Source organism: Chitinimonas sp. (assembly GCF_036568685.1).
In the GTDB taxonomy this organism is placed as follows: Bacteria; Pseudomonadota; Gammaproteobacteria; order Burkholderiales; family Chitinimonadaceae; genus Chitinimonas.
Genome location: NZ_DATCSC010000088.1, coordinates 33,595 through 49,667, shown reverse-complemented (window position 1 = coordinate 49,667; position 16,073 = coordinate 33,595). Strand labels below are relative to the sequence as shown.

Here is a 16,073-nt window from a genome sequence, read left to right as displayed (position 1 = left end):
ACACGCTTGATGGTGTTCATCTTGATCTGGTTGAACCAGTCCCAGAACTTGTTATCCGCCTTGAAGACACCCTTCTTCATGGTCACGTTGCCGAACTTCTTCAGCCCCGGCATCTTGACCGTGGAGAACTGCGGGCTATCGCCCTGCCGGTATTCGATCAGCTGCGCTTCCACATCCAGACCGGATACCTCCTCAAAGGACATCACCGTACTATCCCACTTCACCTGGAAGTGGAACTTGGGCAAGGGCCATACATTTGAGGATTGCGCCGAACCATCGTCTGCCATGAGATTTCTCCATCTATGCTTGTGCTAACCAATGGCACCGGTCCGTGACTGCCTGACCGGCACCCGCCAGTTTTTCTGCCTCAGGACTTCTGCATCTGCTGCTGGAAGGTGATCTCGATAAATTCGGCCGGCCTGACCATGGCCACCAGCACGGTGACGCGCAATATCCCTTCGAGTATGTCCTCGGGCGTCATCGTTTCCCCAAGGCCCACATGGACGCTGAAGGCATCCTCCGGCACTGCGCCGGCAAGACCGCCGCGCTTCCAGATATTGGTCAGGAAGTTCTGGATCATGCTGCGGATGGTGACCCAGGTATTGGCGACATTGGGCTCAAACACCAGCGTCTTGGCAGCCAGACGGCAGGACTCCTCCAGCATGATCATGGTCCGCCGCACATTGATGTAGCGCCAATCCAGGCTGTTGCCATCCAGCGTGCGCGCCCCCCATACCAGCACCCCCTCACCAATGAAGCTGCGGATGGCATTGATGGACTTGCCCTGCGCCGTAACGTTGAGGTCCTCCTGGTCCACCGCCGAGATACTGACGGTTGGCGACACCACGCCCGCCAGGCTGACATTGGCCGGCGCCTTCCAGACGCCGCGGCTGTTGTCGACCATGGTGTAGATACCCGCCATGGCAGCGCCGGGTGGCAGCAGGTTCAGTTGCTGGCGAGCTTCGCCGAGTATGGTGTTGAAGAGGCCGCTGACCGAGGTCAGGGTCTTGTTGAGCAGCGCCTTGTTGTTCTCCACATCCAGGTCGCTCAGCGTCGAATCGGCCGCCTTCCAATCCTTGGTGATATCGTCGATCGCCGTCAGATAGCTCTTCTCCTTGGGCGTGGCCGTGGCGGCATCCGCGGGCAGTTGCAGATCCTGTCGCAGCAGCTGCTTGAGCAGCTCGGCCGAATCGGTCGCGATATTCTCGTAGGTCAGGTCCTTCTCGCCGATGACGGTACTGTTGAGCCAGGGGTAGTAGGCTGCGGCGAAGTCGAGATAGTTGATACCCAGCTTGTCGCGGAAGTTGGCCACCGGGTCACCGCTGGGGTCGTTACGCGGCTTGTAGCCTTCCCAGATATCCAGGATCGCGATCCGGTTGCGCATGGTGCCGCCGCAGTGTGCCAACATGGCTTTCTGCAGATCGATGCAACCATCGAGCGACAGCCGTACAGCCTCGGGGATCAACAGCATGGTCGGCTCTTGCTCCTTGAGCAGCTCCGCGATGCCGGCCTCGAATTTTTCGCGATCCAGGTCCTGGGTGTAATCACCGACCGAAACGATGTAGCAGGGTCCGCCACCGTTCTGGAAGAAATGCCGTAGCGCGTAGTAGAGCCCGTAGCTGCCACCATCCTTGCCGGCGGGCTGCTCCAGCACATAGCCCTTGTCACCCACGCTGAAGGCCGGCAAACGGCTTGCGTCGGTATTCTCGGCGATGTTGAAACGCGGATTGGGACCGAAGCCGAAGTACTGGTGATACTCGGTCATGGAGCTGATCCGCCAGGGCTTCAGCGTCAGCGGCTTGTTACGGTTGTCGGCCTTCTGGGTGTGCCCGATAAAGGCGGGCACGGCCGTTGCCACTTCCACCACGGAGTTGGGGAAGGCATTCTTTTCGACGATATAGACGCCAGGCGTCTTCATAGCACCCATCTCAAACTCCTGTAGCGAAAATCAACGGTTGATGAAAATCTCCGACACGGCGGTCGGTACGTCGCGGACGGATTCGTAACGCAGCCCCGAAGGGGCCGCCACCGGCAGGCGCTGTACCAGCACCCGCTCAGCCAGCTCGCTGCCGGTACGCAGCTGAAAGCGCTGCCGGCCTTGCTCCTGCAGACGTATGGCGGAGAGTGAGCGTATCGCCCAGGCTGCGGCGCCATCGGGCAGCAACTCCTGTTCCGGCTCGCCAAACTGCACCTCGCCCTGCAGGTCTACCAGGCGTATGGCCGGCGCCGGCCAGTCACCAAGCAGCAGGTACTTCCATACCGTACGGCGTGCCGGCAGACTCACCCGATAGGTACGCTCAGGTACCTGTGCCCACTGCGCTGGATCGGCGATATCCGCCGTGACCAGTGGCAGATCGATCTCCACCAACAGACCCGGATCGCGCCGCAAGGAAACCACGGCCGCAAGGCTGGCCACCGGCACCAGACTGCCTGCACTTGCACCATCTGGCGCCAACCGCTGGGGCAGCGCCGCGGTATCGGTACACAACAGCAGCTCGGGCAAGGCGGCCCGCAGCCGAAAGCGCAGCTGGCGCGGGTGCGTCCCTTGCAGGCGCTCCTGCCACAAACCCGCCAGGGCGCCCTCCTCGATCACCAGCGCCAAACGGTCGCCAAGCGGCTTTACGATCACGCCATGCCGGTCCAGAAAAGCGGCAGTCTCGTCACTGGGCATAAGTTGCAGGCCACGCGGCCTGCCGGCCTCGTAATATTCATGGCTCAGCTCGATCGAGAGCAGCAGGCGGTAGCGCCGCATACTCAGCTCCCCACCTTTTCGTCGGTCGCCTGGATGTACGGCTCACGGCGCAGCACGCCATCTCCATCAAGGCTGACCATGCGTACCCGGTACAGGACCGATGGCATATAACGGCCACCGTGTATGGTCCACAGGCTGTGCATCTCGCTGCTGCTCAGGTTCTCGATATTCAAGAGCAGGCGTTCCAGCCGCCCATCCAGCTCAGGAGTGTTCTGGTGGTCGAATACCGACTTGCTCTGGAAGAAGGCAATGGCACTGGAGAGGAACTTCAAGGCTTCGGGGTAGCTGTTGCCGCTGAAGTTGGCGGCAACCATCAGCAGCAGATTGACGAATACCGGCTCCGACCCGACCAGGCTACCCAGCCTGGACAAGCTGCCTCCACCTTGTCCTCGGTGTGCTGCCGTCTCCCGCTCCAGGCCGTTGAGGAAGAGCACCAATTTATTGCTCGCCAGGTGCACCGGCGTACCATCCGGCTCCTGCAGATTGGAGACGGCAACAATGTCCTCGGTCAGCACAAAGCATCGCCGCAGGTGCTGGTTGAGCTGACTGGCAAGCAGGCCAATGGCGGCGTCTATCACACTACGATCCCGACTATGGACGATGGGCAAAGTCGCAGCGGTTCCGGGCCCGCCACGACGGTTGCTTGCCATCATTGGCCTAGGCTTGGAATAGGGATATCGGCACAAAACTGATTTTGGCTTCGGCCAAGCTGACGCTCTGCTGAGCTCACCTAGGCAAAATGTGGGCAGGGCGACAGCCCCCAATTCACCCCCTGGGTGCTGGGCACGAGGCGACAACCCCGGATTCCGGACAGGATGGCCCGCAGGGCCACTACTCAGCATTTTCCCTACCTCGCCCGAGGGAGGCCCTCCCCAACCCACCGTCCGGCGGCCACCGGCCTAAGGTGATGAACCCGTCGCCCACAATGCGGGTCAGAGCGGCAAACAGGTAAAGATCGCACATAGTGGCGAAACGGCGATGCCCTCCGGGCCAGCCGACCAGGAGGTCACTCCATGCAACTTCCACTCTCCCCACCGGGCAGGCTGTTCCGAGCCTCGAATCTCACCACAGGCCGACGTGCCAGCGGTCGATATCCCCTTGCCCTGGCCTGTGCATTGGCGGGTCTCTTGCTGGCGCTGCTTATCGGCCCACTGCCGGGCCAGGCCGGCGCCGGCTGGTCTTACGGCCTGGCAGCGGCAGGTCTGTTGCTTGGCGCCGCTTTGGGTCGTAGGCTGGAGCAAGCCACACCCCCCAGGTTGGGCGATGAAGACGCCCATTGGCGACGCCACCATACGCAGCAGGCCTTTGCCAGCGAGGGCGACTATGCCAGCTTCGCCACGGCCTACCAGGTCGGTCACCTGGGCCGACTGGTCTACCCCCACCTCGACTTCGCCGCTGCCGAGCCACGCCTCGAGGCGGAGTATCGTCGCCGACATGGCAGTCTGCCGTGGCCACTGGCACGCCAAGCGGCACAGGCCGCCTGGGAGCAGGCCTGGCACCCAGGCAAGACCGGCGCTGCACCGCCGGACTGAAGCTCAACGGAGCTTGCCGGTACCCAGCAGGCTGCCGTCGGCGCGCATCCAGGCGCATAATCGGCGGGTATTCGTTCCCCCTATTCCTGACCATGCGCCTGCTCCTCGTTGAAGACAATCCCGGCCTGGCCGAATGGCTATCCAAGGCATTGCGCGACGAGGGTTATACGGTGGATTGCCTGCACGATGGCGAGCACGCCGATCAGGTGCTGCACACCGAGCCCTACGACCTTGTCATCCTCGACCTGGGCCTGCCCCGGCTCGACGGCCACGGCGTGCTGCGGCGCCTACGCAGCCGCGGCAGCAAGGTGCCCGTGTTGGTACTGACCGCCAATACCCAGCTGCAAGCCCGGGTGGGCAGCCTGGACCTGGGGGCAGACGACTATCTGGCCAAGCCTTTCGAGCTGGCCGAGCTGGAAGCGCGGGTACGTGCCCTGCTGCGCCGTGCGCAGGGCCATGCCATGCCGGTGATCTATTGCGGCGACCTGGCTTATGACACCGTGGGCCGCCGCTTCAGCGTAGCGGGCGACGATCTGGTACTGACCCCGCGCGAGCACACCCTGCTCGAAGCCCTCATGCTCAAGCAGGGCCGTACCCTCAGCAAGGAGAGCCTGGCCGCCTCCTTGTTCGCACTGGAGATGGATGTTTCCAGCGACGCCATCGAGGTCTATGTGCACCGGGTCCGCAAGAAGCTGGAGGCCAGCAGCGCCGCCATCGTCACCTTGCGTGGCCTGGGCTACCTCCTGAAGCCGCGCGATGCCATTTAACAGCCTGCGTACCAAGCTCCTGGCCTGGACCATGCTGCCGCTGAGCCTGTTGGCGGTACTGGACGTGGCGGTGGGCTATCTGCGCGCCGACCATATCGCCCGCCTGGTGCAGGAGAACCAGCTGCTGGGCTCTGCCCGGGTAATCGCCGAGCAGGTGCGCTTTGTCGACGGCAACTACAGCCTCAGCCTGCCGCCGGCAGCGCTGGAGCTGTTCGATTCCGCCGCCGACGGCAGCCGGCCCGACCAGGTCTACTACCGGGTGACCACGCCCGAGGGCAACCTGCTCTCCGGCTACTACGAGATGGCCCAATCGACCGTCGCGCTGAAGTCCGAACAATATCTGTTCTTCCCTAGCGTGATGCGTGATGAACCGGTGCACGTGGTGGCTTTTGCCCAGCCGGTCTTCGCCGCGGGTGGCGAGGCCCTGGTCAGGGTCGAAGTCGGCCAGACCCTGCACTCGCGCAAGGCCCTGGCCAGTGATCTCTGGCGCCGCTCTGCCGGTGACCACCTCATGATCCTGGGTGCGACGGCCGTCTTGATCCTGCTGGCGCTGCAGTTTGCCCTGGCGCCGCTATTGACCTTGCGGCGGCGGATGGCCGAGCGCCAGCCCGGCGTGCTGACCCCGCTCGATGCCGGCCCCATGCCCAGTGAGCTACAACCCTTGGTCGCCGCCATGAATGACTATATCGCACGGCTGGGCGAGCAGATGGCCGAACACGATCGTTTTATCGGCGAAGCCTCGCACCAGTTGCGCACCCCGCTGACTGTCTTCAACACCCAGGTCAGCTATGCCCTGCGCCAGCAAACCATCGAGGAAAAAGACGCCGCCCTGCGCGCCTTGCGACAGGGGCTGCGCAGCAATATCCGGCTGGTGGCGCAGCTTCTGGCCTATACCGAGGCCGACGCCAAACTCTTGCGCCCCGGAACCGTGAAGCAACTCGATTTGCTGCCGGTAATCCGCCAGGTACTGGAGGAGCTGGCACTGGTGGCACAGGAAAAACAGATCGACCTGGGCTACGAGGGTGAGGAAGGCAGCCTGCCGGTGCGCGGTACCCGCCATCAGCTCGCCGTACTGCTGAGCAATCTGGTGGACAACGCCATCCGCTATACGCCCAGTGGCGGCATCGTCACCGTGCGTACGTGCAAGGACGAAACAGGCGGCTTGATCGTGACGGTGGAGGACAACGGTCCTGGCATCCCCGAGGATCAGCGCGAACACGTATTCGAGCGCTTCTACCGCCTGCATGGCGAAGACTTGCCGGGTAGCGGCCTGGGCTTAGCCATCGTGCGCGAGATCGCGCGCAGCTTCGGCATCGCCCTTGAGCTATCGGCACCACCCGAGGGTAGCGGCACCGTGGTCAGACTGACTTTCCCACCGCCGTAGGTCCCGGCTGCAACGGCGGGAAAGCCACCCTTTCCCCTACGAGGAAAAGTGCAACAGCCACCCAAGGGTGGCTGTCTGCTTCAGCGCCCCCGCACAGGGGCACCGGGCGAAGATCTGCGCACACAGACCATCGCCACAGCTGCACTTTTCTAAGCAGACTGATCGCTGAATTGCGGCGGGCGCCACTTCAGCAATTTGTCTTCCAGCCGGGTCAGCAGGAACTCGGCCAGCAGGGCCACCACCGCCAACACGATCATGGCGGCGAACACGCCGGCGGCATTGAATGCCCCCTGTGCCGTGGCGATCAAGAGGCCAATGCCCTGGCGCGAACCAAGGAACTCGCCGACCACGGCACCGACCAGCGAGAAGCCGAAGCTCACGTGCAGGCTGGCAAGGATCCAGGTCATGGCCGAGGGCAGCACTACCGACATGGTCACCTGGCGGTGCGAAGCGCCCAGGATACGGGCATTGGCCAGCAGGTTACGGTCGGCTTCACGCACGCCCTGGAAGGCATTGGCGAACACCACGAAGAACACCATCACCACCGCCAGCGCCACCTTGGAAGCCATGCCCAGGCCCAGCGCGATGATGAACACCGAGCCCAGCACCACGCGCGGGATGGAGTTGGCCACCTTGATATAGACACTGAACACATCCGCCAGCAGACGGTTACGGCCCAGCGCCACGCCGCAGATCACACCCATCACCGAGCCGATCAAAAAGCCCAGCGTGGTCTCCTCCAGGGTCACCAGCACCTGCACCCACAGCGGGCCTTGCGAGGTTCCCTCGGTGCACCAGACCCAGATCTGCTTGGCGATGTCGGAGGGCATGGAATAGAAGAAGGGGTCGATCCACTTCATGCGCCCAGCCAGCTCCCAGCCACCCAGGGTGACCACCAGCACGGCGATGCGCAGGAAATAGACCCACTGCCAGCGACGGTGGATGGCGGCCTTGGCGGCCTGCTCCATGGTCGCGATCTCTTGTTGCAGACTGCTTGTTGCTTCGGCATTCATATTCGTCTTCCCTTTAGTCAGCGGGCGATCAGATCGTCACTTCGCTCTGCAGGTCGCGCCAGATGCTGCGCGAGAGCTCGATAAAGCGCGGTGAGTAACGTGCCTCGGACAGATCACGCGGGCGCGGCAGATCGATGTCGTAGACCGCCTTGACCGTGGCCGGGCCACGGGTCAGCACGAACACCCGGTCGGCCAAGGCGATGGCTTCCTCGATGTCGTGGGTCACGAACACCACCGAGGCCTTGTTACCGGCCCAGAGCTGCAGCAGCTCCTCCTGCATCAGCGCCCGGGTCTGTACATCCAGGGCCGAGAAGGGTTCGTCCATGAGCAGGACTTCCGGCTCATTGATAAAGGTCTGCGCCAGCGCCACCCGCTTGCGCATGCCACCGCTCAGTTGGTGCGGGTAGTGCGCCTCAAAGCCTGCCAGGCCCACCCGGCGCACCCAGTCGCGCGCCTTTTCCATTGCCACTTCCTTGGCCATGCCACGGAAGATGGGCCCAGCCGCCACGTTCTGCAGCACGCTATGCCAGGGGAAGACGGCGTCGGCCTGGAAGACGAAGCCGATGCGCGGGTCGATGTCCGCTACCGGCTGGCCATACAGCCGCACCGTGCCAGCGCTGGGCTTGGCCAGGCCGGTGATCAGGCCCAGGGTGGTGGACTTGCCACAGCCGGTGGGGCCGACCACCGCGACGAACTCGCCCCGGCGGACCTGCAAGGAAAAATTCTGCAGGGCCGGAATGACCTTACCCTCGGGGCTGACAAACCGGCGGGTGACGTTGTTCAGCTCGATGGCGACCTCGTCCTGCACCGTAGAAGCAGCATGCGTCATGTTCTCTCTCCTTCTCGGGCAGGGCTTAGCGGACAGCGGACACGAACTCGGCCGTGTAGGTCTTGGTCAGGTCTATGGTCTTGCCCTGCACTTCCTTGTCGAAGGCCTGCAACACCTTGAGCACGGTGGGCGGACCGCTGACCGGCATGCGGCCGTCGGCGGTGAACATGGTCTTGCTGCCGGCCAGTGCGGCGATATACCCGGCCTTGTCGCCGGCGTAGAAGTCGGCCGGCATCTTGGCGGCAACATCCGCTGCGCTATGGGTATTGATGAACTTCAGCGTCTTGACGAAGGCATTGGCCAGCTTCTGCACCTGGGTGCGGTGGGTATTGACCCAGGCGGTGGGCATATAGAGGCAGGCGGCCGGGTAGAGCCCACCCAGTGCCTTCTGCGTGCCCTCGGGCGTACGCAGGTCGACCAGGATCTTGGCTTCGCCTTCCTTCAAGAGGTGCGAGATGGTCGGCTCGGTGGTCATGCCGGCATCGATGCGGCCCTGCTTCATGGCGGCGATAAAGGTATTGCCGGCACCGACCGGGACAGGGGTGATTTCGCTGGGCTTCACACCGTGGGCGGCGGCCAGGTATTGGGTCAGGAAGTTGGTGGAGGAACCAAGCCCGGTGACCCCGAGACTGCGGCCCTTGAAGTCGGCCGGCGACTTGATCACGTTGGCCAGCTTGGCCGAGACCAGCTCCACCTCGCCGGGCGCCTGGCTGAACTGCACCACCGAGATGGCGGCCTTGCCCTTGGCCTGCAGGTCGATGGTGTGGTCATAGAAACCCACCACACCCTGCACCGCACCAGCCAGCATCTGGTTCTCGGCGTTCACGCCAGCGGGCTCGCTCTGCAGCTCCACATCCAGGCCCTGCTCCTTGAAGTAGCCAAGCTCCTCAGTCAGGCGGGCCGGCAGGTAGATCTGCTTTTCGATGCCACCGACCATGATGATGATCTTGTCGTCGGCAAAGGCGCTGCCGGCAGCGGTCAGCGCGCCCAGCAGGAAGGCGGTACGCAAGGCTAGGGTCTTCATGTCGTCTCTCTTGGTATGTAGTCTGGCCAGCATGCCGCCGGCCGTATCTGGCGATGGGCACCGCACCCGGGCAGGTGGCCCACTGTCTCCATGGTCCGATTGGAGTACGGACTCTATGTGGCAGCCAAAGTAGCAGCCCAAGCTTTCAGATCGCTTTCAATCGCCTTGCAGGAGACCTGCGTGGCTAGGCGGGCGCCTATCATGCACAATGGCCGCCCCCTGCCGTACCCCTGAAAGCTGCCCCCATGCCCGCGCCCGAGCTGATCCTGACTGACGAGCTGAACCAGATCCTGGCTTGGCCAGCTTCGGCCGTGCGTGGCGAGCATCTCTTGATCGAGGCCACCGCCGGCACCGGCAAGACCACCGCCCTGGCCCTGCTCTACGACCGGTTGCAACGGCAGGGCCAACAAGCCCTGGTGTTGACCTTCTCGACCCGTGGCGAGCAGCGCTTTCGCGAGCAGTACCAGGCCTGCTGCCGGCCCGAGCTCAGTGGCGCGGCGCTCAAGTCGGTTGCCGCCACCTTCGACGCCTTCGCCCTGCGCTGCCTGCGCGACCATTCCACGCTCAAATACTGGCGGTCCGGCGCTACCGGGCACGCCTTGCAAGGCGACGATCGTGCCTACGCCGCCATGCTGGACGCCATCCACCTGCTCAATGCCCAGCGGGATGACGACGATGAAGCCACCATAGGCAGCAGCCACGACGACGTGGCCTACTGCCTGGACCTGGTCGACAACCTCAAGATCAGCCGCACCTTCTTCCAGTCGCCGTTCTGCAATATCGACCTGGACGAGGCCGACAGCTTCGATCAGGAGACCATCGCCTACGCCCTGCAGGGCCTGGGACTACCACCCTGGGCGCACCGGCTGTACCGCGAATACGAAAAGCAGCGCGAGCGACTGGACTTCCTGCGTCATGGCGATGCCGCCCATGACCTCGCCGCAGAGCCCGAAGCCATCACCGCCTTTTTGCGCGCCAAGCCGGTCAGCCACGTGCTGGTGGACGAGTTCCACGACACCAAGGCGGTTCACTTCGAGATCCTGCTGGCCTTGGCCCGCGCCGGCTGCCGGCTCGTGGTGGTGGGTGATCGGGGCCAGGACATCTTCGAATGGCGGGGCCTTGCGCCCTTCTCGGCCTTCGAGCAGTTCACCGACCATCTGCCCCTCAACCAAACGCTGCCACTCTCGATCACCTACCGCTTTGGCACGCCGCTCGCCAAATCCGCCGGCAATCTGCTCAAGCGCATCCATGCCGACACAGCCGGTATCAAGGCCCGTCCCAAGGCCAGCACCCCGGTCAAGACCCTGTCGGCGGGCGAGGACTGGACGGCCGCCACGGCCAAGTTGATCAACCGCCTGCGCGAGGACGGTGTGGCCGGCCAGGACATTGCCGTCATCGTGCCGCAGCCACAGCTGGCCTACCCGCTCTGCAGCACCCTGCACGCACAGAACCTGCCCTACCGCTGCGAGGGTATTGCTCCCTACCACCTCGCCCGCGAGGCGCTGATCTTGCGGGCCGGCCTGCTGCTGGCCGGCTGGTACCAGCCCAAGGACTACGGCTACCTCGATTGCCGGGCGCTGACCCTGCTGGCCAGCATACCGCGCATGCCGGCCGACAAGGCCGCCACCCTGCAGGACATGCTGCGCCATTACAACTATGAATCCGGTCAGTTCGACTACCGCACCGACCAATGCAGCGACGCCCTGGCGCTACTGCGACTACAGCTGGGCCAACCTACCGGCGCCTGTACCGGTGCAACCCTGACCGGCTGGCTGGACCAGATGGGCGTGTGGAAGTGGTTCTACGCCCTCGCCCCCACCCCGGCTGCGCTGAAGGCCACCCGCAGCGCCCTCAACCAGCAGGCCGGTCGCATCGTACGGCAAGGCGCCACCGCCTACGCTCAGGAACTGGATACCCTGGCCGAGCGTTACTTCCACAACCGCCAGCGCCTGGCGGACAAGGTGGTACTGACCTCGGTACTGCAGTGCAAGGGCAATGAGTGGCCTTACGTGATCCTGCCGGCAGCAGGCGAACAGGACTGGGCCCCCCACTTCGAAGTGGGCGCCAGCCTGCAGCAGTCACGTGAACTTTACGTTGCCACGACCCGCGCCATGGATGGACTGTTCCTGATCCGCAGCCAGGGCAGCTAGCCGGCTTGCTGCGTAATGCCCCACAGGCGCCCCCTTGCGCTTTGATGGCGCCGCGGATTCCATGCACAATCGCTCATCCGCAGCACCAGAACGCCCTGCATGGACGCCAATACCGCCAACCCGCCCGACAATACCGAGCCGGCCGACGAGACACTGGGTCACTACGCCCTCAGGCGGCGCTTGGGTGAGGGCGGCTTCGGCGAAGTATTCGAAGCCTGGGACACCCGGCTGCGCCGTAGCGTGGCGGTCAAGCGGCTCAAGCTGGTGACCGAGGGGCTGCGCCCCGACCAGTTGTTGACCGAAGCCCGCCTCGCCGCCTCGCTCAACCACGATGCCTTTGTCGATATCTTCGCCATCGACGGCCAGGACGACAGCCAGTTCATCGTCATGGAAATGGTGCCAGGCAGCACCTTGCAGTCGTTTATTCGCGAGCAGCAACCCGACGAGCACCGGGCACTCGAGATCATCGAGCAGATTGCCGCTGCCATGGCCCAGGCACACGGTTCGCAACTGGTGCACGGCGACCTGAAGCCTTCCAACCTGATGGTCGAGCCCACCGGCCGCATCCGCATCCTCGACTTTGGCCTGGCCCGCCAGATCGACCCGCTGGCCACCGGCTCGGGTTCACAGACCGGCCAGGAGGGCACCATCGCCTATATGGCGCCGGAACGGCTATTGGGCCGCCAACCCGATACCGCCAGCGATATCTACGCCCTGGGTGTCATCCTCTACGAACTCCTGGCGGGCGAACGCCCCTTCGCCGGCCTGCACGGCTTGGCGCTGGCCGCTGCCCATATGCAGTCACGCCCCGAGGCGTGGCCCTTGCCCGAGGGCGTCAGCCCCGCTTGCGCCGCGCTGGTCCGGCAGATGACCGCGCGTGAGCCGGCTTTGCGCCCCACCTCCATGCAGGCGGTATGCGAAGCGGCCCGGCAAGTACGCGAAGGCCGTGCGCCTGCCTTGCGCCGGCAGGGCCGGGTACTCGACGGCACCCTGGTGCCACGTTTTGGCCGCAAGGCCCTGCTGCTGAGCCTCTTGGGCGTGGCCCTGCTGGTGGGTGGCGCCATCGCCTACCGCCAGCTGGATGTGCAGCACGCCTTCGCCCCCCGCCCCTCCGAGGCCAGCCTGATGAATGCCGGCATGGCGGCGCTGCATAACTTCGATCGCGACGACGAGCTGCAGGCAGCAACCGATCGCTTCAAGGAGATCCTGCAGTACAACCCCCAACATGCCGCCGCCGCCGCCGGCCTCGCCATCGCCTACAGCCTGCGCTACGCCGGCGACGGCAAGGACGAGACCTGGCTGCAGCGGGCCGACGCCAGCGCCAAGCTGGCGCTGCAGCTGGACGACCAACTGGCCTTGGCCCATGCCGCCATGGGCTGGGTACAGGAGCACCAGGGCAAGCTGGAGGAGGCCCTGGCCAGCGAGACGCGGGCGCTGGCGCTGGACCCGCGCAACTTCTACGCCCTCAATGGCAAGGCGCAGCTGATGTTGCGGCAGGGCAAGCGGGCCGAGGCAGAGGAGGTGATCCGGCTGGCCATGGGCCACTATCCGCGCGAGCGCCTGTTCACCGACCTGCTGGGTACCCTGCGCTACCAGCAGGGCGACTACCGGGCCGCCGAGGCCGCTTTCCGCGACAGCATCGCACTGCAGCCGGATGCCGTTTACGCCTATGCCAACCTCAACGCCGCGCTGGTGCGGCAGAACCGCTTGGACGAAGCACTGCAGGTACTGCAGCAAGGCCTGCAGATCCGCCCCAGCGGACCGCTCTACAGCAATCTCGGTACCGCCCTGTACGCCCGCGGCGACTACCTGGGCGCCGCCCAGGCCTTCGAGCGGGCCGCCTCGGGTGCCAAGGGCAGTCCCAATGACTACCTCAAGTGGGCCAACCTGGGTGATGCCCTGCGCTGGGTGCCGGGCCGCGAACAGGAGGCCGGCCAGGCCTACAAGCGAGCGGTCCAGCTGCTCGAACCCCTGCTGTCACGACGCCCAGGCGACGCCACCTTGTTGACACGCGGCGCGCTCTACCATGCCCGCGTCGGCAACGGCGCGGTCACACGTGAATGGCTGCAGCGCGGCCTTGCCAGCGCGCCGGACAACCCCGATGCCCACTTCCGCGCCGTGCTGGCCTACGAGTTGCTTGGGGATCGGGCCCAGGCGCTGAGCGAAACCGAAACTGCCATATCGCTCGGCTACCCTGTCTCGCTGTTCGAGTCTGAACCGGACTTGATCAAACTAAGGCGTGAACCCCGCTACCAACAACTACTGCTAGGGAGAAATACATGACGACATCGCTCATCAAACCCCGCATCGACGTCAGCTTCGATATCGCCCAGGTCAGCAACCAGCTCGTCTGGTCGGTTGACGACACCAACGCCCATCCCAAGAGCGGCCGTTACGCCGGCGGTGTCCGCTTCTTCAAGGGCGAGACGCTGGATTTCAACCTGACGGCCACCGGCAACGCCCTGCTCTACCCGGAATTCCAGGTACAGATCCTCGAGTGCACCATCCTGACCCGGCCTCAGATCATCGCCATGGACGAGCTGCTGGACGTGGCGACCTACGCCCGCCCCTCGCTGTTCGTCGGTCCGGACCTCGCCGCACGTCTGATCACCGATATCAACCCCAAGGGCCATCCGCATGTGATCGATGGCTTCCGCCACCTGCACTTCCAGCGCCAGAACGCCCTCACCGTGGGCCAGCACAACGGTCGCTGGGAGCTGTCGCTGTACGTGACCGTGCTGATCACCAACGGCCCGGGTGGCCAGCCCTTCCTGCGGGTCTATACCTTTGATCCGGAGAGTGAAGTGGGCAACGGTACCCGCTAGGGCCTATTGCTTATTGACCACTTCCAGACGATAGGTTGCATTTGAGGCGCCCGGGAAACCCGGGCGTTTTTCGTTTGCGAGGACTGAGATGGCCTGGCCCTACCTCTTTATCTAGCCCCCACACACCCCGCCCGCCAGCGGGGAACCTCGCTGACGCTCGTCGGCACCTCCGATTTGCCACAGCGATCGCTGACACCGACGGCCTAAATTTGCGCGCCTTGAACCCGAAGTATTCGTAGAGACCTCGAAGAAAGTTGTTGGTCGCTTAGGCTACGCAACCCAGCGCGCGCAGGCGGCGGCGGAGGGCTTCGCTGGGGGTGCGCAGGCGAGAAGCGCAGGCAGTCAGCTCGCCGCCCGAGGCATCCCAGGCGGCCAGGAGTTCGGCTTCGTCGATGGCGTCGGCGCTGCGGATGTCAGGGTGGGCTTCCAGCAGTTTGTAGAGCGAGGGCCGGGAGATGCCCAGCACGGCGGCGGCACCCTTGATCTGCCAGGCCTGCTGTTCCAAAGCATCGATCAGCTGCGCCGAACTCAACTCGGCGAGCCGGATCCGCCGCACCGGCGTAACCTCGTTAGCGTCGTTGCCGGCGACTTCCAGACCGGCCGAAAGCGGCGCCACCCCAACCACCACACCCAAGAGCTCGCTCAGGCTGGGGCTATCGTCGACCTGGCGGGCCAGGGCCGCGCGGCGGACCACATTGGCCAACTGGCGTACATTGCCCGGCCAGTCGTAGCAGCACAGCTCGCGCACGAAGCCAGGTTCAAAACTCACCGCCACGCCAGTTTGTGCCTGCCATTGCGCGAGCAGGTGCACGATCAGGAGACCGATATCCTCGCGCCGTTCGCGCAAGGCTGGCAGCCGGATCACAAAGGCTTCGAGCCGCCGCAGCAGGGGCTGGTTGAACTCGCCGGCATCCAGCCGTTGGTCGGTGGCGGCCACCAACCGAGCTTGCGACAGCTCGTTGCGCGGTGCACCCAGCGGCCGGTATTCACCCGTCTCCAGCACCCTCAGCAACATGGGCTGCACCGCCTCAGGGGTATTGCCGATCTCATCCAGGAACAGCGTGCCACCGCCCGCCTCGGCAAAATAACCCTGCCGCGCACCTTGGGAACCGGTATAGGCCCCCTTGCTGGCGCCGAACAGATCCGCCGCAGCCAACGATTCGCTGAGCGTCGCCATATTGACGCTGACCCAGGGCAGCGCCTTGCGCCGGCTGGCGGCATGGATGGCACGAGCCGCCAGCTCCTTGCCGGTGCCGGTCTCGCCCAGCAGCAATACGGCCAGATCGGTATCGGCCACCTGGCGGATCTGTTCCCGCACCCGCACCATGGCACTGCTGACGCCGATCAGGCCGGCCGTATCGCCCAGCCGCGGCAGGGTCTGTACCCAATGCAGGCACAGCAGCACCGCACCGCCCAACCCCAGCACCGCACCTTGGGCCAGCTGAGCCCGGCTCAGCAAATGCTCGCCCTCCAACAGCTGGCCGTTCAGGTCCACCTGCATGCGGCCAGGGGGTATGCGTAGCAGCACGTCCTCGCCCTGCCGCTCGAGCACGATGGGTTCACGACCTATGCAGCGCTCCCCCAGCGGCAGCCCCTCGGCCGCACCGGGTGCACGGAACAAGGGCAGAAAGCGGTTGAGCTGCCAGGAGAGCCCTTGATCAGAAAGGACCGCCTGCTCACCCACCCGTTCAGGGTGTGGATGCCAAAGCACGGTCAGGCCCAGCAGGGCTTGGCTGGTGGGCGCCAGCTGGGTACCGGGGCTGGGCAGGGTCAGGTCACTATCGATCATGGGCGGGT

14 protein-coding genes are annotated in these 16,073 nt (G+C 64.6%); 6 read left to right on the top strand and 8 right to left on the bottom strand.

The genetic code is table 11. The features are described from left to right. The 4 genes from VIM95_RS13290 to VIM95_RS13275 form a co-directional block, all read right to left on the bottom strand. A partial coding sequence (locus VIM95_RS13290) for a phage tail protein (protein ID WP_331986397.1) occupies positions 1-287 on the bottom strand: 287 nt, incomplete at its 3' end. Between the two features lie 80 nt (positions 288-367). Next, positions 368-1,927 carry a phage tail sheath family protein gene (locus VIM95_RS13285; protein WP_331986395.1) on the bottom strand — a complete coding sequence of 520 codons (1,560 nt, stop codon included), beginning with the start codon at positions 1,925-1,927 and terminating at the stop codon, positions 368-370. A gap of 21 nt (positions 1,928-1,948) precedes the next feature. After that, positions 1,949-2,752 (bottom strand): hypothetical protein, encoded by an 804-nt coding sequence (locus VIM95_RS13280; RefSeq protein ID WP_331986393.1) that lies wholly within the window; start codon positions 2,750-2,752, stop codon positions 1,949-1,951. Positions 2,753-2,754: 2 nt separating this feature from the next. Beyond that, entirely contained in the window at positions 2,755-3,330 is a 576-nt protein-coding gene (locus VIM95_RS13275) for a DUF4255 domain-containing protein (protein WP_331986391.1), read from the bottom strand. 435 nt (positions 3,331-3,765) lie between these two features. Between VIM95_RS13275 and VIM95_RS13270 the strand changes: the two genes are divergently transcribed. The 3 genes from VIM95_RS13270 (at position 3,766) to VIM95_RS13260 (ending at position 6,435) form a co-directional block, all read left to right on the top strand. Further along, positions 3,766-4,284, top strand: coding sequence for a hypothetical protein (locus VIM95_RS13270; RefSeq protein WP_331986389.1), 519 nt, complete (start codon positions 3,766-3,768; stop codon positions 4,282-4,284). 92 nt (positions 4,285-4,376) lie between these two features. Beyond that, positions 4,377-5,051 (top strand): response regulator, encoded by a 675-nt coding sequence (locus VIM95_RS13265; RefSeq protein WP_331986387.1) that lies wholly within the window; start codon positions 4,377-4,379, stop codon positions 5,049-5,051. Continuing rightward, entirely contained in the window at positions 5,041-6,435 is a 1,395-nt protein-coding gene (locus tag VIM95_RS13260) for a sensor histidine kinase (RefSeq protein ID WP_331986385.1), read from the top strand. The genes VIM95_RS13265 and VIM95_RS13260 overlap by 11 nt, the downstream gene beginning before the upstream one ends. 149 nt (positions 6,436-6,584) lie before the next feature. On the opposite strand, the gene VIM95_RS13255 is transcribed toward VIM95_RS13260, so the two are convergent. The 3 genes from VIM95_RS13255 to VIM95_RS13245 are packed head-to-tail and all read right to left on the bottom strand — an operon-like array spanning position 6,585 to position 9,301. Then, entirely contained in the window at positions 6,585-7,448 is an 864-nt protein-coding gene (locus tag VIM95_RS13255; protein ID WP_331986383.1) for an ABC transporter permease, read from the bottom strand. Between the two features lie 28 nt (positions 7,449-7,476). Then, positions 7,477-8,277, bottom strand: a complete 801-nt coding sequence (locus VIM95_RS13250; protein ID WP_331986381.1) for an ABC transporter ATP-binding protein — start codon at positions 8,275-8,277, stop codon at positions 7,477-7,479. 25 nt (positions 8,278-8,302) lie between these two features. Then, a complete protein-coding gene (locus VIM95_RS13245; protein ID WP_331986379.1) occupies positions 8,303-9,301 on the bottom strand; it encodes an ABC transporter substrate-binding protein in 999 nt (332 codons plus the stop codon). A 245-nt stretch (positions 9,302-9,546) separates the two neighbouring features. Here VIM95_RS13245 and VIM95_RS13240 point away from each other — a divergent pair, with 245 nt between their 5' ends. The 3 genes from VIM95_RS13240 (at position 9,547) to VIM95_RS13230 (ending at position 14,276) form a co-directional block, all read left to right on the top strand. Next, complete coding sequence (locus tag VIM95_RS13240) at positions 9,547-11,451, top strand: ATP-dependent helicase (protein WP_331986377.1); 1,905 nt, start codon at positions 9,547-9,549, stop codon at positions 11,449-11,451. A 99-nt stretch (positions 11,452-11,550) separates the two neighbouring features. After that, the gene (locus VIM95_RS13235) at positions 11,551-13,734 is read left to right on the top strand and encodes a protein kinase domain-containing protein (protein WP_331986375.1); all 2,184 of its coding nucleotides are present in this window, start codon (positions 11,551-11,553) and stop codon (positions 13,732-13,734) included. Then, positions 13,731-14,276, top strand: coding sequence for a hypothetical protein (locus tag VIM95_RS13230; protein ID WP_331986373.1), 546 nt, complete (start codon positions 13,731-13,733; stop codon positions 14,274-14,276). The genes VIM95_RS13235 and VIM95_RS13230 overlap by 4 nt, the downstream gene beginning before the upstream one ends. Before the next feature lie 265 nt (positions 14,277-14,541). Here the strand turns inward: VIM95_RS13230 and VIM95_RS13225 are convergent, their stop codons facing one another. After that, entirely contained in the window at positions 14,542-16,065 is a 1,524-nt protein-coding gene (locus tag VIM95_RS13225) for a sigma 54-interacting transcriptional regulator (protein ID WP_331986371.1), read from the bottom strand. Positions 16,066-16,073 lie beyond the last annotated feature (8 nt).